Origin of the sequence: Staphylococcus sp. HMSC068G11, from assembly GCF_001815825.1 — a bacterium.
Lineage (GTDB): Bacteria > Bacillota > Bacilli > Staphylococcales > Staphylococcaceae > Staphylococcus > Staphylococcus epidermidis.
The window spans coordinates 260,628-285,125 of the sequence record NZ_KV822098.1; the positions used below are offsets into that span (position 1 = coordinate 260,628).

Below are 24,498 nucleotides of genomic sequence, written 5' to 3' on the forward strand. Positions count from 1 at the left end.
AAATATGTCTCCATCTTCAAAAGTTTATAATTCTATTGTAAGTGAATATGTATCATTTTCAAAGTCAATAATAATGTATTCTTTAAAATTGATATGTCCCTTGAAAATCAATCAATTTTGTAGTTCTTTCATTTAAGCGATTTTAATTTTAACACGTATGATGATTGTTTTGAAAACAGAAAAAATATTCAATAATTATTTTATATAGTTGTTTGAAGTTAGAAAAATATGTTAATATATTGACATCTAATACAAACTTAGATAGATTTATTTCAATCTAGTTTCAAAAATCTCAAACGCAACTGAGACAACTACATTCAAAGGAGAGATTACATTATGAAAAAATCTAGTAAATTTTCAAAAGATTTCCCTACTAGAAAAAATCATTACGCAATTAGAAAATTCACAGTGGGCACTGCTTCGATTATCGTAGGATCATTCTTATTTTTCGGACAAACACAAGCTCATGCTGAAGAATTCGAAAGAGTAACTACTGGTACAGTTGACACAGGTGGACAGCCTGCTAGAGCAGATCAAGGACAAGAAGGACCACAAGCAGGCGCGGATACGCACAATACAGCAAGTCAACCTGGTGCTACAGGTCAAGATGCACCAAATGAAAATCATGCTGGTGACCAAAATGCTGCAGTTACACTTCCGGCTGATCAAGAAAATAATGCACCTCAAGCTGGTGCTGGTACTCCTGGTGCTGAGAATACACCACAAGCTGGTGGTGAAAATCATAATCAAGATAATGCAGTAACTGCAGCTGGTACTAGTGGGGAACAAAATGGTGGTAAACCAGCTACGTCAACGACTGGTCAAGATGCCGCGCAACCCAATGGACCTCAAGGTACTTCAGTAGCTCAACCTAGTAATGATGCTTCTAGTCAAGGTCATGATACACCTCAAGCTGATGCTGGTACTCATAATACAGAAGGCCAACCTGCTGTAACTACTGGTGAACAAGCTGGTGGTAAACCTGCTGCAACGAAACCTGAAGGTGCCGATACAGAAACTGCGCCAGTGCCTAATACTGCTGATGAAAATCACGCTCAACCTTCACCACAATCAGGAGGTACTACAGCAACACAAGCTGGACAAGTAAAACCGTCTGGAGATTCTACGCCTACCGGTAAGCCAAACACAGCAGACGATCAAGGTACACAAATTAAACCTACAAGTAACCAAGGTACTACAGCAACAACTGGTGAAACTGGAAATCAAAAACCAAGTGGTCAAACAGGTAATACTGAGAACACACCTAATAATGGTACGCAAGTAAAGCCTAATAATAACCCAGCTGTGACTGGTACTCCAAATGCTAATGAAGAACAAACTGGTCAACCTAATGCAACAGTAACACCAGGACAAGGTAATGACGAGATTAACGGAGCTACTAAACCTGGAGAAGTGTCCCCGAAACCTGAAGAAAACAATCCAGCTGTGACTGAACCTGGTACAACTGCACCTGGGAATACTAATCAAGGCACTCAAGTGAAACCTAATCCAGATCAAAATAATAACCCAACTACTGGTCAAGACGCTGATCAAACAGGTCAAGGTACTCAAGTAAAACCTAATAACAATCAAACAGCAACTGGTACACAAGGTGCCACTGGTGATCAAAATACGCAACAAGGTAATACTGAACAAAACAATCAAAATGCTGAACCATCAGCGCCTGGAACAACTGATCAAGCTGGTGCGACGGTTAAACCTGGCTCTGCTCCAAATCAAGACGCTGAAGTAAAACCTAATCCAGATCAAAATAATAACCCAACTACTGGTCAAGACGCTGATCAAACAGGTCAAGGTACTCAAGTAAAACCTAATAACAATCAAACAGCAACTGGTACACAAGGTGCCACTGGTGATCAAAATACGCAACAAGGCAATACTGAACAAAACAATCAAAATGCTGAACAAGGTAATACTGGGCAAGAGGGTTCTAACCCTAATCAAAGTGCTCAGTTAGGCGCTACGGTTAAACCTGGCTCTGCTCCAACTCAAGATACTGAAGTAAAACCAAATCCAGATCAAAATAATAACCCAACTACTGGTCAAGACGCTGATCAAACAGGTCAAGGTACTCAAGTAAAACCTAATAACAATCAAACAGCAACTGGTACACAAGGTGCCACTGGTGATCAAAATACGCAACAAGGCAATGCAGGTAATAAAGGCAATGCAGGTAATAAAGGCAATACAGGCAATGCAGATAAAGATGCTAAAGTAAATACTAATGATGATGAAACAAAAACAGATGTTAAAAATGGTACTGAATTACCTGAAACAGGACTAAGTAATGAATATGATTATACAACTACAGTATTTGGTTCTATCGCTTTAATATCTTCACTTCTATTATTAAGACGACAAAGAAAAGAATCTAAATAATACTTAACATCTTTATAACGAGTAAATCGCAATATCGATTTACTCGTTATTTTAATTTCTTAAAAAATTAATTTATCGCAATATTAAATATTGAATAACTACAAAAGACGAAGAAACTGAATAAGATAAAAAGAGAACACACTCGGTGACAACGTTGATGATTCACAATATAGAGTATTAAATTGCTCTATTCAATTGTTAAGTATTTTTTACATTCGGTCACACATAAATCAATACTCTGTTTTAAAATCAACTAAATTTCTATAAATATAAGAGGCATATTTAAATTAGTTTGATTTTATTATTTATATATCCTTAAAAAAGAGATTCCTTAAATATAGATATGAAGTGTATTGGTAAGACATGATAAATACTTTATTATTGTACTAAATTCCTATAAATAAATTATTCTAGCTACTCTAGTTCAAAACAAAAAATCCAACAATCTCACACGAGATTGTTGGATTTATTTCTTGTGTTATATTATTTAGAAACTACTTCTTCACCATTGTATGAACCACAGTTTTTACATACGCGGTGAGATAATTTGTATTCGCCACAGTTAGGGCATTCAGTCATACCAGGTACTGAAATTTTAAAATGCGTACGGCGTTTATTTTTTCTTGTTTTAGACGTTCTTCTTTTTGGTACTGCCATGATTAATCCTCCTTAGAATAGACACTTAATTCAAAATGTCAGCTCAATTAATAATTATTATATCATTAATTCAACTGCTATTGATCTTTATCGTATAATTGTTGTAATTTTTGAAGCCTTGGATCAACTTTTCTTTGTTCAGAATCACTATCTTGCTCTTTTTGAACTTCAGTCAATTGATCTTCATCAATGACTTCCCAACCATTGCCTTCAGTTAACATTTGATCACTATGTTCAGAATAGGCACGCATAGGTTTTTCAATAATTACAAGCTCTTCAGCAATGTCTTTAATATTAATCATACCGTCAGTTACAAGATGATAATGTTCATCTTCTTGATCGTCACTATCGGTATAACCATCATAGCCTTCCAAATCAAATACTTCTGAAGTAGATACATCAAGAGGCACATCAACTGGTACTAAAGTACGAGCACAAGGCATTGTGTAAGTTCCAGTAACATGCATATCTGCAATCACTTCATTTGATTTGACTGTCAACTGTCCTTCAACATTGATATCTGAAAGATCAATTAAATCTAATGATTCTCTTAAATGCTCAAAATTAACCGTTTGATTAAATTCAAATGGCTTACCTTGATATTTTCTCAATTGTGTTATTGACCATTTCATATGGCTTCACCTCTAACAAGCACAAAATTTATTTTAACTTTCTAAACAAAAGTTGTCAAGATTTTTTCTTAACATACCTCGTTCTGTTACAATACTTATGATGAATACTGAAAAGGAGAAATGCAAATGAAAAGTGTTGGACTGATAACTGAATATAATCCTTTTCATAACGGGCACTTATTTCACGCTTCATTGTCAAAACAACGCTCTGAAACTAATGTAACTATTGCCATTATGAGTGGTAATTTTGTGATGCGTGGAGAACCAGCAATCTATCATAAATTTAAACGTACTGAAATGGCTTTATCTGCTGTAGATTTGGTCGTTGAGCTACCATTGATAGGTAGCTTATCTTCAAGTGATACCTTTGCGGAAATTGCTATTAAAACGGCTCAGTATCTCGATATAGATATTATATCTTTTGGCAGTGAAAGTGCGTCCTTAAAAGATTTACAATATCTTGCAACACAAATGATTGCCTATGAAACACATCCAGTTTTTAAAGAGAAATTAAAACAAGGTAAAAGCTATCCACGAATCTTAAGTGAGTTAACACATAACGACACACTTTTGCAATCCCCAAACAATATTTTAGGAATAAGCTACCTTAAAGCAATGCAGCAATTTGCACCTCGCATGTCAGCATTGACTATTAAAAGAGAAGGTTCACTTCATCATCAAACAGTAATTGATCACCATCATTTTGCAAGTGGAACATCTATTAGGCGTTCTCTAATGAATGATAATGAAGATTGGAAAAATGTGGTCCCAAACCAAATACAATCTCTATATTGTACACCTCATACTACGGTTGAGGATACATTTCCTTTTATCAAACACCAATTAATTACACAGCCAAAAGAGAGCCTTCATTCTATATACACAATAAATGAGGGCTTTGAAAACCGCTTGCAAACAATGATTCATCGAAGTGATTCCTTTGAGTCTCTAATATCAAACCTTAAAACAAAACGTTATACGCAGACATATATTCAACGTGTATTAATGAATGTGTTATTAAATATAACGAAAGATGATGTTAACAAGGAAATTAACGCTGTTAGAGTTTTAGGAATGAGTGAGAAAGGACGTTCGTATTTAAAATATTTAAAAGCGACTTATCCAAATCGTCACTACATTACTAATGTAAATCAAAAGACTGCACATTATTTTAAAAATGAAATTAAAGCGACTCATGTATATAATCTATTAAGTAATCAATCACTGACAGACTTTAACACACCCTTAGTACGCATTTAAATGTTATAAAAGACCCGAAGTCTTACAACTCAAGCATAGTGTTAGATACAAAAAATAATTGTAGTTTAATACCATTGTAGTCAACGTTATTCTTTCACTGACCTGAGCTTTTTTGTCAAATTTCGTATATAGAGTTACCTTTCATCTTTCTATTAACTTTATAATAAAAGAATCTGCTCTATTGGGTGTATCACTTCATATTATATATATATTGCTGTAATCATTATGAACAGAAACTGTAACATCTTTTTTGTAGTTTTGTAGTTCATTATGACTAAAATCCCTCAATAGAGTATTTTGTAATTAGATACCCTATTGAGGGATTTTTGACTGGATAGTTAAGAGGTGACAGCCATTTCATATATAGAACTAAATGACTGTTATACACCCCTATATGTACAGTCGCCTCAGACATTAAATTTCTTTTTTAATGCTCTTTCGACATGAGGCGGTACAAAAGGTGATATATCCGCTTGATATGCAGCTACTTCTTTAACTATACTTGAACTTATAAATGAATAGTTTGCACTTGTCATCATGTACATTGTTTCAATATTACTATTTAACTTTTTGTTCATAGAAGTAAGTCGTAGTTCATATTCAAAGTCACTTACAGCTCTTAAACCTCGAATAATTGTCTTTGCACCTACTTGATCACAAAAATCAACAAGCAATCCATTAAAATGATGCACTTGAATATTAGGCAAATGTTTAACTGACTCTTCAATCAACGCCATGCGTTCTTCTGAGTCAAACGTTCCACCTTTACTACTATTTTTTAGTACACAAACATGGATTTCATCAAAGCGATCGGCGCTTCTTTCAATGATATCTAAGTGACCATATGTAATTGGATCAAAACTACCGGGAATAACTGCTCTTGTCTTACTCATATTATTCTCCTTTTTCAAGTAACAAAGTATCTGTCAAACCATAATGATAACGCTTAATCATTTGAAATGGCGCAATTGTTATTTCTTCATTATGACTAAACTCACAAACGATAATACCATTTTCTTTTAATAAGTTAAACTCTGCTATACGAGAAATCGCCTCATTTATAAGCCCTTTATTATAAGGTGGATCTAAAAAAATAACATCGAATTGTACTTCTCGTTTAGCAAGTGCTTTAAGTGCTCTGTCAGCATTATTTTTATAGACTTCTGCTTGTGACATTAAATCCAATTGATTAAGATTAGCTTTTATAACCTTGACCGCTTTAAAATTTTGATCTACAAAAATCATTTTATCCATACCACGTGATAATGCTTCAATGCCTAGTGCACCACTACCGGCAAATAAGTCTAATCCTAAACCAGAAACATCATATAAACTATTAAAAATACCTTCCTTAACTTTATCCATAGTTGGGCGAGTATTTCGCCCCTCTAAACTTTCTAGCGCTTTACTTTTATGCTTACCCGCAATTACACGCATTGACTCACACTTCCATTTCATTCATTTATTTAATATAATTTGAAGATAAAGGAGTTTGATTTATTTATGAAACAATCATTTATTAAAATTGGTGAAGGTTTAACCGATTTATTCGAATTTACTACTCTTATAGAATATAATCATACGCGAATCAATCGTATTGTATATTTCCATACACCTCATTCTGAGAAACAATTATCATCCGTCGCAATAATAATGAACCCTACTGCTGAAAAACATTTCCAGGCCATGTACATCATGACAAATGCATTAAAATATCCCTATCCAGAGGGCAACAAAAAATTCAAGATGATTAATTCAGCTGCAGAAAATTATGACATTCCAGTTGTAGGTATCGACGTACAACCTCCTGATGTGTACCCAGACTTAGAATTATATTTTAACTACCTTATCAGTGTTTTGCGTCTTCAAAGATGGATACCACCTTTGCAATAAATTGATACTCTATTGTATTTCATGTTTTTCTTTTTCATATGTTTTTTTCAAATATTTATATGGAGAACCTTGAATGTCGTGAACGTACTTGAGTTGCATAAGTTTATGAACAATATTGTCAGCATCTGCTTCATTTATATACATCACAACATATTTTCGTTGACGGTTTGAGTGCACGATGTGACCATATTTTCTAATTTGTCGCTCATGTTTCATATGTTTTAAATAAATAATTAAACTCGTTCTAGGAATTATATTCATTTCTTACTCACTCCATTATTTATACATTTGTTATCATATCATGACTTTATAAGTAATGAAATAACTAAGGATTAACCTAAACGATAAAAGTAATATTGAAATTCTATGACTTTAAACTTTATTTATCTTAAAATAATGATGAGAAAAAGTAATCATAACCATCGTACCCAACAATAGTATTGGGATACACTCACTTTAACTATCACTAGGAGGATTCGATTATGGCTCATTCAAAAAAATGGTTTATTAATGGTACTTTAGCAACAGCCGGTATTATAAGCAGTCTATTTTACTTTTTTAAAAATAAAAATAAACCACCGCAACAATTAAAATCAATTCCACCTTTCTTCTCAGGTCAAGCACCTTACATACTTGCACATAGAGGTGGCATGGCAATGCGTCCAGAGCAAACACAGTTGGCATTTGATAATGCTGTTGAATATGGACTGGATGGCTTTGAAACAGATGTACGACTAACTAAAGATGAACAACTCATTGTTTTTCACGATGCACTTGTCGACCGTACAACTAATGGTTCAGGTAAAGTGAGTGAACATACTCTAGCTGAACTAAAACGCTTAGATGCGGGATATCATTTTACTGATATCAATAATCAAACCCCTTATCGCGGGCATGATAAAGCTAAGATTTTATCATTCGAGGAACTGCTTGAATTGTACCCTAATATGTATATCAATGTGGATTTAAAAGATGCGCCAGACACCTATGAAGGTCGTATCGCACCAAAAGTGATTTTCGATAATATCATCAAACATGGGGCACAACATCGAGTGCTCGTTACAAGTTTCCATAAAAAACAAATTCAACGTTTCACTGAGTATAACCAAGCTGACATTGCTATCGGTGCTAGTGAAGCCGAAGTTGCTGAAGGTTTTCTTAAATTTAATGGAATGTTAGGTCATACATTTAAACCTCAAGCGGACACATTCCAAATGCCAGTTGCATATAAAGGAATTTCATTAACTTCTAAGCGTTTCATTCAATGGCTTAACTTAAATAATATTGTACCCGGTTACTATGGTGTGAATAGTATAGATTTAATGACAGACTTATATCATAAAGGTGTTCATACCTTAGTGACAGATCGCCCAGATTTAGGTCAACAATTTAAAGAAACATTAAAATAAATTGAAATATAAGTTTTTTAATGATTGCTCATTATTAATTTAACTCAAAATACCTAGGACATCCGAATTGTCCTAGGTATTTAACATATCTACCGCGCGTTTCTGAAATGAAAGTGTATTTACTTTTAGTCTTTTAACATTAATTTATCTTTAGCTAAATAATGCAATATTTACGATGTCATTATTTAATCTATTTTACTTTGTATATAGTTTGAGCGGTACAAGTATTTTTCATAAATGAGCATCGTTAAAAATAGAAATGACTTTGATAAAGTGCGAATCTAAAATTTTGTTTTATAAAATGTATATATAGTAGACTTGCCTTTCATAAAACTATAATGGACAAAAAGAGGTGTGAAATAGTTTATTAATCCATTTCACGTCTCTTAAAAATGATACAAACCGCTTCCTTCAAAGTAACAAATTCTTAATTACAAAGATTTATCTTCTGTATAACATTAATTACACAAACATTATTCTTTGATATTACTGATTAAATAATGCTTTGATCATGCCTTTTAATTACAATGAACAGTTACATGTGCCACCAGATGCACATCCATCATGCCCAGTTTGGAAGAAAGGATTACCTGTTTCAATTTTTACATGTTCAGAAACAGCAAATGCGATTTTGGACATCACTTCGTCAATTAAATTTTGTAATGCCACTTCCTTTGCTTTATACTCCATTACTACTGGAAGCATTTCATAAGCACGTTTTCGTTGTCGTGTTTCTAACATAATATCTTTGTAGTCGGGATGATATTTTCCAAATCTCATCACATCATCATACTTATCTTTCACTTTTAGAAAAGCTTGATAAAATAGACTTGCCTCATCATCAGCATCTAATTGTATTTTAGCTCGTCGGTATGATACATAAATATCAGATTGTACAATCATATCCGAGATATCCTCAATATCATCTAAAATGTCTAATATTTCTTCAGTAATCACAGAATCATCCTTTATTTACTTTACTTTTCTACAAATATTAATGAGTAGTAATCACTCATCACTTCTCCACCCATTTCATCATACTTATTACTTAACAAGCGCGAGCGATGAATATCAGAATTAATCCAACTATGGATAAGTGTAGGTACATCGTCAAAATCATAACCTACATTTTGACTTGCCGACTTATAACTTACATGGCGCTCATCCAGTCGCTGTGTTAAAGCATTCTCAGTAAACTCCACACTGTCAGATTCTTTATCCGTTGCTTCATACAAATTGATAGCAGCAATACGAGCAATATCGTTATTAACTTTAAGTGATTTTAAATTTTTCATTTCTCTCATTTTATTCGTTACTTCATAGAGTGTAATCAATTGATTAGGATTTTGTTCATGAGGAATTTTATCGTCGGAACTTTCACTAATTCGTCCCTCATCTTCTACTCTATTTAACTTATATGGTTGTAGTGTTGCCAATGTATTTGCATCTAAAAATCTCACTGCCAAAATTTTATTAGTCTGTTGATCAGAATATATTTGAGCATAAACATCTCCATATTTAATTAACGTCTGTGTCTTTAAATCTTCATCAGACATTTCAAATTTATAAGTTTTACCTTTCGTCTTGACAGTTGGTTCTGGATTAATACTAGTATCTTCAAAAATATGAGATGAATTTTCACCTATTTTAAGTGGGCTCACTTTTACACCTTTTCCTGTGGCATAAACTGATGTGATTGTTCCTTTATTAGTACTGACAATATAATATTCATCTTTGTGTTTAAAGACATAATTTTTTAAACCATTTTTATATGGATAAGACCGGTCAGCTTGTCCATAATGATGCGTTAGAGTTTTAATATCTTTTCCAATCCAAGTCCCTATCCCTTCTTTAGGTTTAGGGTTCTTAGCATCCTTATTCGCCTGTTTAAATTGCTCTGTCTTAGTCGTCTTGCTATTTTTATTAGGATTCTCTAGAACATCAAACTTTAAACGTGGTGAGTAAAAGAGATAAATTAAAAATGTCACTAATAATATAACACCAATAACTTTAATTATTAACTTCTTCATCTTTCACCCACCTCTTAATAATTATATATATTGTACAAAAATGTCCTAACCTTTTTCAACATAAGTGAAACGTGTAAACAATCCCCATCATTATTCTTATAAAAAATTTTAAATGCTTTTGTATTCTTTATTTATACCAAAGTAAACATGAATAAATTTTCGAACATATTAAAAGGTAAATATTGAATAGATATATATCGTATCAGTAAAAAACGACTTCAGTATGATTACAGATCTCGCTTCAATTTATTTAAAATATTTAGATAGGATTTGAGTCATATGTGATATGTATGTAACTGTAGAAATAGTAGATAATGATTAGGAATAAAAAATTTGTTTATTGTATAATTTATGACAACCTGACAACTAAGTTATCTTCGTTCAGTACATAAAAATACCTGAGACAACCATTTTGTCTCAGGCTCTTATAAAGAAAATTTATAGACCTAATGTAGCTTTAAGCAATGATGTTGTTTCTCCACCTGGATACAATATATATAACAATACATAAACTGCAACACCAGTAATTGCGGTAAAGAACCAAATTATTGAAGCCCAAGGCCCAATCTTTCTGTGAATATGAAGTTTATCTTTGAAGGCTAAAATGATTTGAATTAAGCCTAAAACGCCACCAACTGTTGCAAGAATGATATGGAAAACCAAGAAAATAGTGTAATAAACTTTAATAGAACTTGGTCCACCGAAAGCTGTATTACCGATAAAAATAGTTCTTGCTGCATAAATAATAAAGAATGTTAAAGCGAAAAAGGCAGCCCATAGCATAATGTTTTTATGCTTATGAACTTGACGTTTCCAAATCAATGTCCAACCAATAGCGACTAAAATCGCACTAATAACAATACACGATGTACTTATCGTTGGTAAAATGGGTACGTTCATAAGTTTCATCCTTACTTAAGTTAATTTATATCATCTTGATTAATGAAACAACTACAACGAGCGCAAAGAATACTACTAAGTAATTCAATGAATAAATGAACATTTGCGTTGCCCATTTAGTTTGATTAGATTCTTTTCTGAACGTTGTAAAACCTAAAGCTAACCATCCTAAATTAAGTAGTGTAGCAATAACAACAAAAGTTACACCTAAATTAGATAATAAGAATGGTAATGGTAATAATAACACTAACCAAATAAACATGCTTACTCTTGTCCGTTTGAAACCTTTCACTGATGGTAACATAGGAATATTTGCAAGCGCATACTCATCACTACGTTTAATTGCAAGAGCGTAGAAATGGATGGGTTGCCAACAAAAGACAACTAAGAAGAGTGCTACTGCTGGTAAACTTAATGATCCATCGATAGCTACCCAACCAATTAATGGCGGTACAGCTCCAGGAAAACTTCCAACAACAGTATTCCAAGTTGTGTGACGCTTAGACCAAATTGAATAGTAAGATACATATCCAACAATACCAATTAATCCTAAAACACCAGAAGGTATATTTAATAAGAATAAACATGCTTCACCTATTAACATCATCCCAAAACTTAACATTAATAAGTTTCTATCAGATATTCTATCATTTACTGTTGGTCTACTTTGCTTACTTGGCATAATGCGATCAATATCTTGATCATAATAATTATTTAAAGCACAAGCGCCCCCCATAATAAGCGTAGAGCCAACTAGCATCAATAGTATTTGTGGAATGGAAGATAGGAAGGAATGGTTTGTCATTACTATTGCAAGCCATGCGCCTGCAAAAGCAGGTATTAAATTACCTTGAACAAGGCCCATTTTAATAATTTGTTGTAATTCTTTGAAGGATACACGGCCCGTAGTATGTGACAAAGTTTGATCTTTGTTCATAATTCCCCTCCTTAAATTTCTCATATAGTATAATGATATAGTAAATCACATAAAAAGACTAGGTTTTATAAAATTAAATTGTGACACTTTTACGACATTATAAATCGTCAATTTTGTGACACACTTAAAAATGTTATTCTTGGTATAATAAGTTAAAAGTAAAAATATGTACATTAATTTAAAGTCATTTTTCTTCAAGTGTCGTATTTAATGAAGTATCAATTAACGAGTCTTTCAATGACTTTATTCTATTATGTAATATTATAATTTAATACTTTAAATTAATGATGGGGTGTTTATCATTGTTTAGAAAGCAAAACCTTAAATGGTTAGGTGTTTTAGCTACGATTATTATGACCTTTGTACAATTAGGTGGCGCCCTCGTAACTAAAACAGGATCAGAAGATGGTTGTGGCTCGTCTTGGCCTTTATGTAACGGCGCTCTACTTCCAGAAAATTTACCAATACAAACAATTATAGAACTGAGTCATCGCGCAGTATCAGCCATTTCACTTATAGTTGTATTATGGCTTGTAATTACAGCTTGGAAAAATATTGGATATATTAAAGAAATCAAACCACTCTCTATTATTAGTGTTGGTTTTTTATTAGTTCAAGCACTTGTAGGTGCTGCTGCTGTGATATGGCAACAAAATCCTTATGTATTAGCACTACATTTTGGTATATCACTTATCAGTTTCTCTTCTGTTTTCTTAATGACATTAATTATTTTCTCAATTGACAAAAAATATGAAGCTGACATTTTATTTATTCACAAACCTTTACGTATCTTAACTTGGTTGATGGCTATCATAGTATACTTAACTATTTATACTGGTGCTTTAGTTAGACATACTAAATCAAGTCTTGCTTATGGTGCTTGGCCTATTCCATTTGATGATATCGTTCCTCATAATGCGCATGATTGGGTACAATTCTCGCACAGAGGTATGGCCCTCATCACTTTTATCTGGATTATGATTACATTTATACACGCTATTAAGAATTATTCAGATAATCGAACTGTACGCTATGGTTATACTGCATCATTTATACTTGTTATCCTTCAAGTTATTACAGGTGCTTTATCAGTCATAACTAATGTCAATTTAATTATTGCGTTATTCCATGCTTTGTTTATCACATACTTATTCGGAATGATTGCTTACTTTATTTTACTAATGTTAAGAACGACGAGAAGTCTAAAATAATTTATTTTTTTCATAAATTTATAACAATTAAAAAGACACGCCACTCAAAATACCATAACGGTAAGATAAGTGGCGTGTTTTAATATATTTAAGTAAAAATAGACCATCTAAATATCTTACTAATTCTAGATGGTCATATTAACTATGATTGTTTTTCAATTTCCACTAATAAATCTCCTGTGGCAATGGCATCTCCATTAGCAACATTTATTTGCTTAATAATTCCATCAAATGGCGCCTGAATCGTCGTTTCCATCTTCATTGCTTCAGTGATTAATAATGGTTGATTAGCTTGAACTTCATCACCTACTGACACTTTAACTTCAGTTACAGAACCAGGCATTTGAGCACCAATATGATTTGGATTCGATTTATCGGCCTTAGGTTTAACATTAGCATTCGTTTTTACATTTTCATCTTGAATATAAATACGTCTTGCTTGACCATTCATAGCGTAATAAATTGTACGTTTACCATTCTCATCTGGTTCACTGATTGTTTCTAATTTAATAATTAGACGTTTACCAGTATCAATTTCGATTTCAACTGTTTCACCATTACGCATGCCGAATAAGAATGTCGGTGTATCCAGTAAAGATACATTACCAAATTGCTCTTTAGTTTGAATATATTGTTTATATACCTTCGGATAAAGTACATAACTAATTATATCTTGTTCTGTTACCTCGTCTTGTTGTATGTCGCTTAATTCTTGACGGATTGCTTCAAAATCGACTGGCTCCAAGTATTCCCCTGGTCTTTCAGTAATTGGTTGCTGTCCTTTTAAAATAACATCTTGCAATTTCTTGTTGAATCCATTGACAGGTTGTCCAATATCACCTTTAAAGAATGACACAACAGATTCTGGGAAATCTAATTTATAACCATCATTGATGACAGTATCTTCATCAAGATCATTTTGCACCATATATAGTGCCATATCTCCAACTACCTTTGAAGATGGTGTTACTTTTACAAGATCTCCAAACAGGAAGTTGACACGACGATACATCTCTTTGACTTCATCAAAACGTTCACCCAATCCTAAACTTTTAGCTTGTTGACTTAAGTTTGAATATTGGCCACCCGGCATTTCATGTTGATAAATTTCTGTATTTGGTGATTTGATATCACTCTCAAAGTCTGCATAGTAAGGTCTGACTACAGACCAGTAATGACTTAATTCTTCTAAACCATCAATATCAGTTCTTAAATTACGTGGGAATCCATTTAGTGCATAATATAATGAGTTTGCACTTGGTTGACTCGTTAAACCACTCATAGATGCAACAGCAGTATCAATAATATCTACGCCAGCATCAATGGCTTGTTTATATGTCAACAATCCATTTCCACTTGTATCATGTGTATGTAAATGAATTGGAAGATGTGTTGCCTCACGTAATTCACCAATTAATTCGTAAGCTGCCTTCGGTTTCAACAAACCAGCCATATCTTTAATTGCTAAAATATGGAATCCTTCTCTTTCCAGCTCTTTAGCCATTTTAACGTAATAATCTAAAGTATAAATATTAGAACGTTCAGCATTTAAAATATCACCTGTATAGCAAATTGTACCCTCAGATACCATTCCCGCTTCTTGAACAGCTTCATTTGCTACTTTCATTTGATCAACCCAGTTCAATGAGTCGAAAATACGGAAAACATCTACACCAGCTTTTGCACTTTCATGAACGAATTTCTTAATTACGTTATCAGGATAGTTTTTATAACCTACTGCGTTCGAAGCGCGTAATAACATTTGGAATAACACATTCGGAATGGCTTTGCGCAATCTTTCTAAACGTTCCCATGGATTCTCTTTCAAGAAATTATAAGCGACATCAAATGTTGCACCACCCCACATTTCTAATGAAAAACTATCTTTAAACACTTCAGCAGTTTTAGATGCAATGTTCATCATATCTTTTGTTCTTACTCGTGTTGCAAGTAAAGATTGGTGTGCATCTCTAAATGTAGTATCGGTAATTAAAACATCTTCTTGTTCTCTCACCCAATTTGCAACACCTGTTGGTCCATGTTGCTCAAGGATTTGTTTTGTTCCAGATAACTGATTGATTTTCTTTTGAGAAATTTTTGGGATTTTGGTAGATTCATATTCTGGTTTTGGACGCTTTTCTACATTAGGAAATCCGTTTATCGTCACATTACCAATATACTCTAAAGTCTTGGTACCTCTATCCAATGTCGGTGCAATATCGAAAAGTTCAGGTGTTTCTTCAATAAATTTAGTAGTATAATCACCACTTCTAAATTTATCATTACGCATAACATTGATGAGAAATGGAATATTCGTTTTTACACCACGAATTCGCATTTCGCGTAATGAACGTTCCATTTTCTCTTCAGCTTGTTTAAATGAAACGGCATGTGTAGAAAGCTTAACTAATAGTGAATCATAGTAAGGTGAAATTTCTGCACCTTGGAATCCATCACCTGCATCAAGTCTCACTCCAAAACCGCCACTTGATCGATATGCAATAATTGTGCCAGAATCTGGCATAAAATCATTAGTAGGATCTTCAGTTGTTATACGACATTGTATCGCATACCCTAAAGTTTGTATTTCATTTTGGTGTGGCATAGAGATTTTATCTCCAAATAACGATTCTCCATCAGCAACTAAAATTTGCGTTTTTACAATGTCTATACCAGTAATCATTTCAGTAATTGTATGCTCAACTTGAACACGTGGATTAACCTCAATGAAGAAAAATTCATCTCCAGAAACTAAAAATTCCACTGTTCCAGCGTTGACATATTTAATATTTTTCATCAGTTGAATTGCGGCATCACAAATTCGCTCTCTTAATTTGTTAGAAAGACCTACTGAAGGTGCAACTTCAACGACCTTTTGATGACGTCTTTGCACGGAGCAATCTCTTTCATACAAATGAATGATATTCCCGAATTCGTCACCAATAACTTGAACTTCTATATGTTTTGGATTATCAATATATCTTTCAATATAAACTTCACTATTACCAAATGACTTTTCGGCTTCTGATTTCGCACGATGGAAAGCGTCTTCTAACTCGCTTGATTCACGAACGATTCGCATACCTTTACCGCCGCCACCGCTAGTGGCCTTAATCATAAGTGGGTAACCTGCTTCATTAGCAAACTGTTCTGCAGCTTCAAAACTTTCAATAGGACCATCTGTACCTGGGATTACAGGTAAGTTAGCGTTAATAGCAGTTGTTCTTGCCTTAACCTTATCTCCGAACATGTCTAGATGTTCTAGATGCGGACCTATAAATTTAATGCCTTCCTCAGCACATCGGCGTGCAAATTGCTCATTTTCACTTAAAAAACCATACCCAGGATGAATTGCATCGACACCCGCGCGAAGAGTTACTTCGATGATACGTTCGATATTCAAATAACTTTCAGCAGGTCCTAAGTCACTTCCCACTAAATAGGATTCATCTGCTTTATATCTATGTAACGAACTTTTATCTTCATTAGAATAAATTGCTACTGTACTAATATTTAATTCTGCTGCCGCTCTAAAAATTCTAATAGCGATTTCACCACGGTTAGCAACAAGTAATTTCTTTATTTGTTTCAAAAGCCAAGACACCCCTTAGAATGTTACGAATTTTCTAAATAATTAGATAATAAAATTTTATCTCAAATGATTGAATAATTCTATAGTAATTCATGAAAGAATCATATCATTTATCAATTTGTAACATTTAATTAAATAAATTAGTTCAAACTGACTGCACTATGTGTAAGTTAAGTTGTCAGTCAATTACTAGAAAACTTATAAATGTTAATAACTTAATATTATCATCTATATAAGAATGACGCTAGTTAAAGTATGCAGATTTACAGAATCTTAAATTATGATCATGAGTAGTGACTAACTATACCAAATATTATGATATGAAAAACCCAAGAGGAATAATTTACATTCTTCTTGGGCTATAGTCTTAACTTGATATTATAAATTTTATATACTATTTAATTAATTATATCGACGTTTAATATCTACCTTACGTTGTTTCAGTCGTTTATCATCTTGTTTTATCTGTTTTGCTGTAATAAGCAGTAATCCCATGGCTATACTTAAACTAATCATCGATGAACCACCAAAACTGATAAATGGTAACGGTACACCAGTAAGTGGAATTGTGGCAGAAATACCACCGATATTTACAAATGTTTGGCTTCCGATATAACTAGCTATCCCAACGCAAACTAATTTATAAAAATACGATTGCGTTTTATTAGCAAGTTGGAAAGCTCGATATACAATAAAGTACTCTAAAATTAAAACGATTAAGCCACCGATTAATCCCATCTCTTCACAAATAATAGCAAATATGAAGTCTGTATGTGGCTCTGGCAAATAACCAAGCTTCATAATACTATTTCCTAGACCACGTCCGAACAACCCACCATTGCCAATTGCCAAAAGAGAATTAGAAATATGATATCCTGTACCTGATTCTTGACTAAATGGATTGGTTAACGTACTAAAACGTGCCTGCAAATAACTTGGAACCATGTCTAACATGAACATAAATGTAGCTACGATGATAAAACCAATAGCTACCAAAGTACCCCATTTTAGCATATTCTGCACACCGATACCTGAGTAAAAAATAATTGAGAAGAATATGATCACAATTAGCATTGTTTGACCAACATCTTTTTGAAAAAGAACAAGTATCAAACATGTTACAACAAACAAAATTGGTCCTAATATTAATTTAATATTATGTCTCACCGCAGGCATCTTCTTTTCAATCATAAATGGTATGTATAGAATTATTGCAATCTTCAATAACTCCGAAGCCTGTAAGTTCATGAATCCTAAGTTAATCCAACTTTTAGAACCATTGATATTTTTTCCTATTACTAAAGTTAGTAGTAAAAGTATAAAAATTCCAATCATCATACCTTTTTGAACATTAGGCTTTTTTAATATTTTAACATTCATAATAAAAGCCATAAAAAATACGATAATAAAGCTCATGATAACGTATAAAAGTTGTCGATTGTAAAAGTATGTACCTGAAACTGGTACTCCCCCGGTTAAAGTACCTTTTGTAGCTGCAACCATGCTTGCGCTATAAACCATTACTAATCCAATCAAACAGAGGACAACATAAGTTATTAACAATGGATAATCGATAAATTTAGAAGTCTTTCCAATATATCGCATTATATTTTTAAAATTTTTCATATACTAGATCTTCCAATACTAAATGATTAAAATTTATCTCTTTGTTGACTTAGTAAAACACATCGCTACTAAAAAGCGTTCTTATCTATTATATACTTCAACGTATCTATTAAACAAATATAAACAAATACATCTACCATTAAAATCCATGATTTAAATTTACTTTAACAATATTTGAGAGAAATGGGCTTTTTTTAGTCTGCTTTCAAATCAATTTCACTTTTAAAGCTTACAACAAAAAAGACCGAGAAAGATATCAGAATTAATATCAACTCAGTCATTTATGCGATGATTGACTCGCACAATTAATCATCTATCAATATTTTCTTTAAACATAAGACATTATGCATACTCTCAATTTAGCGAATACATTATTTTTACAATTAATTACAAATAAAAAGTTTAAACATTCGTAAATGCTTCGTGCAATTTAGAAAGTTCTTTTTCAAGTCTTAGCATTAATTGCTTACCATCTTCTTTATCAACTAATCCAAGTTGAACTGCGAAATCAACTTCCTTTTGTAAACCAAACATTTGAGTATCTAAAACCTCTTCATAAAGTGGACAAGAAGGTAAAGTTAAGTTATCCATTTGAACTTTAATTAGATGTAATATTCTGTCTGCATCTTTATTCAATTGGTCATATGCCGCACTATTTAACTTCGATTGGTTAGACATGACATATTCCCCCTATCGTTTCAATTAATATCTTCACAATAGAAGTTTATCCTACTGAAAGTTAAAAAGCAAGCGAATTTAAATTAAGTGAAAGCGATTTTGTGTTAAAATAATAAAAGATAAAAATTTAGGGAGTGGGCATTTATGATTCAAATAAAAGGAGCAGTCAATTTCCCTATTTCATTGGATAGTACGACTTGGATATTTGACGATAGAAAAGTTACTATTGATGATTTAGAACGTGGGGTATTTGATGGTAGTAGACCCATCAACTTTGATGATAACAAGGAATGGAACCGTGCTATTTTAGAAGGACAAACAAATCCGCCAACGCTTGATTCTGAAATTAAATATAAAAAACGTTCGGTTTTAGATGAGACATTTGTGATAAATATGACACCATTTTTCAAAAATGCCGAACCCATGGAGAATGCTAGCACAATAAAACTTTCTAATAAAGATTACTCTATCAATGTACCCATGGACTTATTACCTTATTTGTTCTTTCAATTTTCTAGGAATGGCAAACGTTTATATAGTGATAATGCCGTTGATAGTTTTATATATATACCTGAGGAAGGATACTCTCATCAATTTAAGTATGTCACACATATAGAGGTGCTTTAATATGAGAAAGGTTCAATGTATTATTTGCGATACTAAGGTTTTTATTGATGAACATACAGTCGAGGCTAAACGCTTAAGAAATAATCCTATACGCACTTTTATGTGCGATGATTGTAAGAGTAGACTCGATACACCTAAACAAAGCAAACGAGATTAAAATGATATATTTGAAAATTTCAAAGTATCTAACATAAATAAAGGGTGCAACCTTAATAATGAAAATTATTACTGTGGTTGCACCCTTTGTTATATAACTAAATTATTGTTCGTCCTGCATTAATTGTTTAACTCTTTTCGCTTCTTTTTCACGGGCAGATTTATTAAGTATTTTCTTTCTTAAGCGAATACTTTCAGGAGTTACTTCCACCAATTCATCATCATTGATAAATTGTAACGCTTCTTCTAATGTTAAAATTCTAGGACGATTCATCGTTTGTGTTTGATCTTTAGTAGCTGAACGTACGTTTGTTTGATGCTTTGCTTTAGTAATATTTACTGTTAAATCGTTCTCACGATTATGTTCACCAACAATCATACCTTCATATACTTCAGTACCTGGTTCCATAAAGTTAACACCACGATCTTCTAAGTTAATAATCGCATAAGATGTTGCTTGACCTTGGTCCATAGAAATCAACGCACCATTACGTCTACCACCGATTTGAGCTTTAACTCGTGGTCTAAATTCTTCAAATGTATGGTTAATAATTCCATAACCACGTGTCATAGACATAAATTCAGTAGTATAACCAATCATACCGCGTGCAGGTACCATAAAGATTAAACGCGTCAAACCATTGTCGGTCGTCATCATATCTAACATTTCACCTTTTCGTGCACCTAATGACTCAATCACTGCCCCGGCATTTTCAGAAGGCACTTCACATTGTACACGCTCAAATGGTTCACTTAACACACCATCGATTTCTCTTAAAATAACTTGAGGTTTAGAAACCTGTAATTCAAAGCCTTCTCGTCTCATGTTTTCAATAAGAATAGACAAGTGTAGTTCACCACGACCAGCAACAACCCATGAATCTGGTTGATCAGTCGGTGTAACTTTTAAAGAAACATCTGTTTCAAGTTGTTGATCTAATCTTTCTTGAATTTGTCGAGCTGTTACATAATCACCTTCACGTCCAGCAAACGGAGAGTTATTTACTTTAAAAGTCATTTCTAGAGTTGGTTCATCAATACGTAACACCGGTAATGGATCACGATGATCATGTGGTGTAACTGTTTCACCAACGTTAATATCTTCCATACCTGAAACAGCTATTAAGTCTCCTGCTTGTGCTTCTTCAATTTCTTCACGTTTAAGACCAAAGTAACCAAATATCTTCGTCACACGAAAGTTCTTAACTGTACCATCTAATTTAATTAGTGATACATTATCACCTACACGCATTTTACCTCTGAACACACGTCCAACGCCTATACGACCTACATAATCATTATAATCTAGTAAAGCAATTTGGAATTGTAATGGTTCATCTGAATTATCTACTGGTGCCGGTACATAGTCAATAATCGTCTCATATAGGGATTGCATATTTTCGTCTTGCTTTTCAGAGTCTAAACTTGCTGTTCCATTCACTGCTGAAGCATAAACAACTGGGAAGTCTAATTGCTCATCATTCGCTTCCAATTCAATGAACAAGTCTAATACTTCATCTACAACTCCCTCAGGTCTAGCAGCTGGTTTATCAATTTTATTCACAACTACAACCGGTTTTAAGTTTTGTTCTAAAGCTTTTTTAAGAACAAAACGAGTTTGAGGCATTGTACCTTCATATGCGTCAACCACTAGTACAACACCGTCAACCATTTTCATGATACGTTCAACTTCACCACCAAAATCAGCGTGTCCAGGTGTGTCTAAGATATTGATACGCGTATCTTTATAATCTATCGCTGTATTCTTAGCAAGAATAGTAATACCACGTTCTCTTTCTAAATCATTAGAGTCCATTGCACGCTCGTCGACATGTTCGTTTTCACGAAATATACCTGATTGTTTAAGCAACTGGTCTACTAATGTTGTCTTACCATGGTCGACATGCGCAATAATCGCTATATTACGAACATCTTCTCTTAAATTAGTCATTTTATAAATTCCTTTCTTGTGTATACTCCCACTTTTAATTGCAACTGTTTTATTATATCATATATTATTGAAAAGATAAGTAAAAGGTGGGGTATGGGATGCAACAAAAAAAATCTAAAGGTATTTTCTGGATCTTCTCAATATTGGCTGTCATTTTTTTAACATTATTTAGTTTCGCATTAGGTGCTGCTAATGTTCCAATGATGATTTTAACATTTATACTTCTCATTGCAACATTTGGTGTTGGGTTCAGTGTGAAAAAGAAATATCGCAAAAACAATTGGCTATAAAAATTTATTTATCATTATATTGATTTTATTAAAACCACACAAAGACAGTCATTGTACGTAATTGTAATACTTATATGAACTTGTAATTTTAAATCAAATATTATAAGTCTTGAACACTTTCAAATTTTGATTCAGTAGATTTTAAATCTAACACTTTTCATAACAGTGAGTTATTTATGATGAACATAATCAATCGAGGTAGAGTAGACGGAATTTAACTTGAATTCGTCGTTTCACTCGGGTAAAGATTCTTCACCTAGATGATTCGTAGAATGAACTGAGTGAAATTCTCTCTGATGTGACCTACAATTCATTATGAAATAACCCTCATATCAGTACATTTTCAATTCAGTCATTGACCGTCTACACATTATGAAAGCCTAGGACAACAACTATGCCCTAGGCTTTTATATTTTTTATAAAGAGATAACTCAACAATACTTATATCAAACTTTTAGTGGTTCTAAACTCCTTATAAGACATTCTTCAAATTAAGGTTTGAAGAACAAAGAAATTTGAAATCTTCATACTAAATAAAATAGATAAATTTTTAACTCTATTGATTCCGTCTTTCTATCTCTTTCCAAATCTTTTTTCATGGAGTGTAATAAGCGTATCTCTTTGCTGATTTAAATGATGGTTTAATATTTCACGATGAAGGCTAGGATTTGCTATTAATATTGAATTCGGTTGATTGAAGTCTAATTTATCGCCTAATAAGTTGGTTCCTATCCCGCCTACTTCGTTCAAAATCAACAATCCTCCTGCAAAATCCCACGGTTGTAATCTAGGTGTAACGTAAGCCGCCAATTGACCTTTCGCTACACTAATAATTTCTAATGCTGCACTACCATATGCTCGTGCACTTCTTGCATCATTCACTATTGAACTAAAAATATCACTAAGTATTGGTTTCGTAAGCCAATTAGGATTAATACCTATAATACTTCTTTTAAGTTCGGTGTTTTGAATCATTTCAAGTTTATGTGTGTTTTCAAATGCACCCTGTCCAACCTTTGCATGATATAAAACATCTTTCATGACATCATAAACAAAACCTGCATAAGGCTTCCCATCATGATAAATACCAATAGAGATGGCAAAATTTTCTTTTTGGTGAACAAAATTAAGCGTTCCATCAATCGGATCAATAACCCAAATAACCCCATTTAAATACTCGAGATTATGACCATGCCCCTCTTCGCCAATAACCTGATGATCTGGATAATTATGAAGAATCGTTTCATATAGATAATTCTCTGTCGCCTTATCCACATTTGTAACTAAATCATTAGGATTTGATTTAGTCTTAATGTCTAATTCTTCTTGCATCATCAATCTTACCTTATTTCCTGCTTCTAGTATCAATCCTTTTGCAAAATCATATAAAGCCATCGTATCATCTCCTATTACTACATATTATACATGAATAACTATGTAAATTTATATGAATACACACTATTTTACCTTTAAAAAGACTTCGTAAATCAAGAGAATGACCATCCTTATTTTAGATAAACTTTAAAAGTTTATGCTACAATATTCCTAATCATATTAAAAGGAGGCATATGATGACTCAATATACTTTTTCACCTAAAGATTTTAAAGCTTTTGAAGTCGAAGGATTAGATCAAAGAATGGAAGCACTTAATGACTATGTCAGACCTCAACTTCATCAATTAGGATCTTATTTTGAAGAATATTTTACTACACAAACAGGTGAAACATTTTATGCTCACGTAGCTAAACACGCACGTAGAAGTGTCAATCCACCTATCGATACATGGGTAGCTTTTGCTCCTAATAAACGTGGTTATAAAATGTTACCACACTTTCAAATCGGATTGTTTAGAAATCAGCTTTTCATTATGTTCGGTATCATGCACGAAGGTAGAAATAAAGAAGAAAAAGTGAAAATATTTGATAAACATTTTGATAAACTGACATCATTACCTAGTGATTATAGTGTTTCTCTAGATCATATGAAATCTGAAAAGCACTATATCAACGATATGAGTAATGAAGAGTTGCATGCTGCTATCGATAGAGTCAAAAATGTTAAAAAAGGTGAATTTTTTGTTGCCAGAACATTATCACCTACCGATAAAAGATTACAATCTGATAAGTCTTTCCTAAAATTTGTTGAGGAAACTTTTGATGAATTTTTAAAATTTTATCAATAAATTTAAAATGCTTGAGTGATTTAAATTATGAAAAGTCATTCAAGCATTTTTATTGCCCCAATATTT

General features: G+C 32.9%; 23 protein-coding genes. 9 read left to right on the forward strand and 14 right to left on the reverse strand.

The features are described from left to right. The first annotated feature begins 336 nt into the window (after positions 1-336). Positions 337-2,400 carry a YSIRK-type signal peptide-containing protein gene (locus HMPREF3058_RS09400; RefSeq protein WP_070731380.1) on the forward strand — a complete coding sequence of 688 codons (2,064 nt, stop codon included), beginning with the start codon at positions 337-339 and terminating at the stop codon, positions 2,398-2,400. 483 nt (positions 2,401-2,883) lie between these two features. Here the strand turns inward: HMPREF3058_RS09400 and rpmF are convergent, their stop codons facing one another. Both rpmF and HMPREF3058_RS09410 read right to left on the reverse strand, forming a co-directional pair. Then, a complete protein-coding gene (rpmF, locus tag HMPREF3058_RS09405; protein WP_001830121.1) occupies positions 2,884-3,057 on the reverse strand; it encodes a 50S ribosomal protein L32 in 174 nt (57 codons plus the stop codon). A gap of 77 nt (positions 3,058-3,134) precedes the next feature. After that, entirely contained in the window at positions 3,135-3,689 is a 555-nt protein-coding gene (locus tag HMPREF3058_RS09410; protein ID WP_001830128.1) for a YceD family protein, read from the reverse strand. Between the two features lie 126 nt (positions 3,690-3,815). On the opposite strand from HMPREF3058_RS09410, the gene HMPREF3058_RS09415 reads away from it, so the two are divergent. Further along, on the forward strand, positions 3,816-4,949 hold the full coding sequence (locus HMPREF3058_RS09415; protein WP_002475920.1) for a nucleotidyltransferase: 1,134 nt from the start codon (positions 3,816-3,818) through the stop codon (positions 4,947-4,949). A 407-nt stretch (positions 4,950-5,356) separates the two neighbouring features. On the opposite strand, the gene coaD is transcribed toward HMPREF3058_RS09415, so the two are convergent. Both coaD and rsmD read right to left on the reverse strand, forming a co-directional pair. Further along, positions 5,357-5,842, reverse strand: a complete 486-nt coding sequence (coaD, locus tag HMPREF3058_RS09420; protein WP_002476597.1) for a pantetheine-phosphate adenylyltransferase — start codon at positions 5,840-5,842, stop codon at positions 5,357-5,359. Position 5,843: 1 nt separating this feature from the next. Then, positions 5,844-6,386, reverse strand: coding sequence for a 16S rRNA (guanine(966)-N(2))-methyltransferase RsmD (rsmD, locus tag HMPREF3058_RS09425; protein ID WP_002457428.1), 543 nt, complete (start codon positions 6,384-6,386; stop codon positions 5,844-5,846). Between the two features lie 66 nt (positions 6,387-6,452). Here rsmD and HMPREF3058_RS09430 point away from each other — a divergent pair, with 66 nt between their 5' ends. Next, positions 6,453-6,842 carry a DUF7147 family protein gene (locus HMPREF3058_RS09430; protein ID WP_002457429.1) on the forward strand — a complete coding sequence of 130 codons (390 nt, stop codon included), beginning with the start codon at positions 6,453-6,455 and terminating at the stop codon, positions 6,840-6,842. Positions 6,843-6,851: 9 nt separating this feature from the next. Here HMPREF3058_RS09430 and HMPREF3058_RS09435 read toward each other — a convergent pair whose 3' ends face one another. Continuing rightward, a complete protein-coding gene (locus HMPREF3058_RS09435) occupies positions 6,852-7,103 on the reverse strand; it encodes a DUF2129 domain-containing protein (RefSeq protein ID WP_002439362.1) in 252 nt (83 codons plus the stop codon). 221 nt (positions 7,104-7,324) lie between these two features. On the opposite strand from HMPREF3058_RS09435, the gene HMPREF3058_RS09440 reads away from it, so the two are divergent. Next, positions 7,325-8,251 (forward strand): glycerophosphodiester phosphodiesterase family protein, encoded by a 927-nt coding sequence (locus HMPREF3058_RS09440; RefSeq protein WP_002446196.1) that lies wholly within the window; start codon positions 7,325-7,327, stop codon positions 8,249-8,251. Between the two features lie 522 nt (positions 8,252-8,773). On the opposite strand, the gene HMPREF3058_RS09445 is transcribed toward HMPREF3058_RS09440, so the two are convergent. From HMPREF3058_RS09445 to cyoE, 4 genes are all read right to left on the reverse strand, one after another. Beyond that, positions 8,774-9,208, reverse strand: coding sequence for a YlbF/YmcA family competence regulator (locus tag HMPREF3058_RS09445; RefSeq protein WP_002475938.1), 435 nt, complete (start codon positions 9,206-9,208; stop codon positions 8,774-8,776). A 20-nt stretch (positions 9,209-9,228) separates the two neighbouring features. Beyond that, the gene (locus HMPREF3058_RS09450) at positions 9,229-10,281 is read right to left on the reverse strand and encodes a CAP-associated domain-containing protein (protein ID WP_002491589.1); all 1,053 of its coding nucleotides are present in this window, start codon (positions 10,279-10,281) and stop codon (positions 9,229-9,231) included. Between the two features lie 438 nt (positions 10,282-10,719). Continuing rightward, a complete protein-coding gene (locus tag HMPREF3058_RS09455; protein WP_002457433.1) occupies positions 10,720-11,181 on the reverse strand; it encodes a DUF420 domain-containing protein in 462 nt (153 codons plus the stop codon). Between the two features lie 25 nt (positions 11,182-11,206). Further along, the gene (gene cyoE, locus HMPREF3058_RS09460) at positions 11,207-12,118 is read right to left on the reverse strand and encodes a heme o synthase (RefSeq protein ID WP_002457434.1); all 912 of its coding nucleotides are present in this window, start codon (positions 12,116-12,118) and stop codon (positions 11,207-11,209) included. Positions 12,119-12,420: 302 nt separating this feature from the next. Between cyoE and HMPREF3058_RS09465 the strand changes: the two genes are divergently transcribed. Then, complete coding sequence (locus HMPREF3058_RS09465; protein WP_002457435.1) at positions 12,421-13,329, forward strand: COX15/CtaA family protein; 909 nt, start codon at positions 12,421-12,423, stop codon at positions 13,327-13,329. A 142-nt stretch (positions 13,330-13,471) separates the two neighbouring features. On the opposite strand, the gene HMPREF3058_RS09470 is transcribed toward HMPREF3058_RS09465, so the two are convergent. From HMPREF3058_RS09470 to HMPREF3058_RS09480, 3 genes are all read right to left on the reverse strand, one after another. Beyond that, positions 13,472-16,921, reverse strand: a complete 3,450-nt coding sequence (locus HMPREF3058_RS09470) for a pyruvate carboxylase (protein ID WP_070731382.1) — start codon at positions 16,919-16,921, stop codon at positions 13,472-13,474. A gap of 402 nt (positions 16,922-17,323) precedes the next feature. After that, positions 17,324-18,547, reverse strand: coding sequence for a cell division peptidoglycan polymerase FtsW (gene ftsW, locus HMPREF3058_RS09475; protein WP_002475923.1), 1,224 nt, complete (start codon positions 18,545-18,547; stop codon positions 17,324-17,326). Positions 18,548-18,949: 402 nt separating this feature from the next. Beyond that, a complete protein-coding gene (locus HMPREF3058_RS09480) occupies positions 18,950-19,225 on the reverse strand; it encodes an Fpa/YlaN family protein (RefSeq protein WP_001830079.1) in 276 nt (91 codons plus the stop codon). Positions 19,226-19,369: 144 nt separating this feature from the next. Here HMPREF3058_RS09480 and HMPREF3058_RS09485 point away from each other — a divergent pair, with 144 nt between their 5' ends. Then, positions 19,370-19,852: a hypothetical protein gene (locus tag HMPREF3058_RS09485; protein WP_002457438.1), complete on the forward strand. Its 483-nt coding sequence runs from the start codon at positions 19,370-19,372 to the stop codon at positions 19,850-19,852. A 1-nt stretch (position 19,853) separates the two neighbouring features. Beyond that, positions 19,854-20,009, forward strand: coding sequence for a DUF2197 domain-containing protein (locus tag HMPREF3058_RS09490; RefSeq protein ID WP_002446186.1), 156 nt, complete (start codon positions 19,854-19,856; stop codon positions 20,007-20,009). 102 nt (positions 20,010-20,111) lie between these two features. Here the strand turns inward: HMPREF3058_RS09490 and typA are convergent, their stop codons facing one another. Next, positions 20,112-21,959, reverse strand: a complete 1,848-nt coding sequence (gene typA, locus HMPREF3058_RS09495; protein WP_002491594.1) for a translational GTPase TypA — start codon at positions 21,957-21,959, stop codon at positions 20,112-20,114. Between the two features lie 98 nt (positions 21,960-22,057). On the opposite strand from typA, the gene HMPREF3058_RS09500 reads away from it, so the two are divergent. Continuing rightward, positions 22,058-22,249: a DUF5325 family protein gene (locus tag HMPREF3058_RS09500; protein WP_001831670.1), complete on the forward strand. Its 192-nt coding sequence runs from the start codon at positions 22,058-22,060 to the stop codon at positions 22,247-22,249. A 573-nt stretch (positions 22,250-22,822) separates the two neighbouring features. On the opposite strand, the gene HMPREF3058_RS09505 is transcribed toward HMPREF3058_RS09500, so the two are convergent. After that, complete coding sequence (locus tag HMPREF3058_RS09505) at positions 22,823-23,644, reverse strand: inositol monophosphatase family protein (RefSeq protein WP_002491586.1); 822 nt, start codon at positions 23,642-23,644, stop codon at positions 22,823-22,825. A gap of 176 nt (positions 23,645-23,820) precedes the next feature. Here HMPREF3058_RS09505 and HMPREF3058_RS09510 point away from each other — a divergent pair, with 176 nt between their 5' ends. Continuing rightward, a complete protein-coding gene (locus HMPREF3058_RS09510; RefSeq protein WP_002457440.1) occupies positions 23,821-24,432 on the forward strand; it encodes a YktB family protein in 612 nt (203 codons plus the stop codon). Positions 24,433-24,498 lie beyond the last annotated feature (66 nt).

What these genes read in the sequence shown, in the direction of transcription:
- HMPREF3058_RS09400 (WP_070731380.1), top strand. Translation starts at nt 337, where the DNA reads ATGAAAAAATCTAGTAAATTTTCAAAAGATTTCCCTACTAGAAAAAAT.
- rpmF (WP_001830121.1), bottom strand. Translation starts at nt 3,057, where the DNA reads ATGGCAGTACCAAAAAGAAGAACGTCTAAAACAAGAAAAAATAAACGC.
- HMPREF3058_RS09410 (WP_001830128.1), bottom strand. Translation starts at nt 3,689, where the DNA reads ATGAAATGGTCAATAACACAATTGAGAAAATATCAAGGTAAGCCATTT.
- HMPREF3058_RS09415 (WP_002475920.1), top strand. Translation starts at nt 3,816, where the DNA reads ATGAAAAGTGTTGGACTGATAACTGAATATAATCCTTTTCATAACGGG.
- coaD (WP_002476597.1), bottom strand. Translation starts at nt 5,842, where the DNA reads ATGAGTAAGACAAGAGCAGTTATTCCCGGTAGTTTTGATCCAATTACA.
- rsmD (WP_002457428.1), bottom strand. Translation starts at nt 6,386, where the DNA reads ATGCGTGTAATTGCGGGTAAGCATAAAAGTAAAGCGCTAGAAAGTTTA.
- HMPREF3058_RS09430 (WP_002457429.1), top strand. Translation starts at nt 6,453, where the DNA reads ATGAAACAATCATTTATTAAAATTGGTGAAGGTTTAACCGATTTATTC.
- HMPREF3058_RS09435 (WP_002439362.1), bottom strand. Translation starts at nt 7,103, where the DNA reads ATGAATATAATTCCTAGAACGAGTTTAATTATTTATTTAAAACATATG.
- HMPREF3058_RS09440 (WP_002446196.1), top strand. Translation starts at nt 7,325, where the DNA reads ATGGCTCATTCAAAAAAATGGTTTATTAATGGTACTTTAGCAACAGCC.
- HMPREF3058_RS09450 (WP_002491589.1), bottom strand. Translation starts at nt 10,281, where the DNA reads ATGAAGAAGTTAATAATTAAAGTTATTGGTGTTATATTATTAGTGACA.
- HMPREF3058_RS09455 (WP_002457433.1), bottom strand. Translation starts at nt 11,181, where the DNA reads ATGAACGTACCCATTTTACCAACGATAAGTACATCGTGTATTGTTATT.
- cyoE (WP_002457434.1), bottom strand. Translation starts at nt 12,118, where the DNA reads ATGAACAAAGATCAAACTTTGTCACATACTACGGGCCGTGTATCCTTC.
- ftsW (WP_002475923.1), bottom strand. Translation starts at nt 18,547, where the DNA reads ATGAAAAATTTTAAAAATATAATGCGATATATTGGAAAGACTTCTAAA.
- HMPREF3058_RS09480 (WP_001830079.1), bottom strand. Translation starts at nt 19,225, where the DNA reads ATGTCTAACCAATCGAAGTTAAATAGTGCGGCATATGACCAATTGAAT.
- HMPREF3058_RS09485 (WP_002457438.1), top strand. Translation starts at nt 19,370, where the DNA reads ATGATTCAAATAAAAGGAGCAGTCAATTTCCCTATTTCATTGGATAGT.
- HMPREF3058_RS09490 (WP_002446186.1), top strand. Translation starts at nt 19,854, where the DNA reads ATGAGAAAGGTTCAATGTATTATTTGCGATACTAAGGTTTTTATTGAT.
- typA (WP_002491594.1), bottom strand. Translation starts at nt 21,959, where the DNA reads ATGACTAATTTAAGAGAAGATGTTCGTAATATAGCGATTATTGCGCAT.
- HMPREF3058_RS09500 (WP_001831670.1), top strand. Translation starts at nt 22,058, where the DNA reads ATGCAACAAAAAAAATCTAAAGGTATTTTCTGGATCTTCTCAATATTG.
- HMPREF3058_RS09505 (WP_002491586.1), bottom strand. Translation starts at nt 23,644, where the DNA reads ATGGCTTTATATGATTTTGCAAAAGGATTGATACTAGAAGCAGGAAAT.
- HMPREF3058_RS09510 (WP_002457440.1), top strand. Translation starts at nt 23,821, where the DNA reads ATGACTCAATATACTTTTTCACCTAAAGATTTTAAAGCTTTTGAAGTC.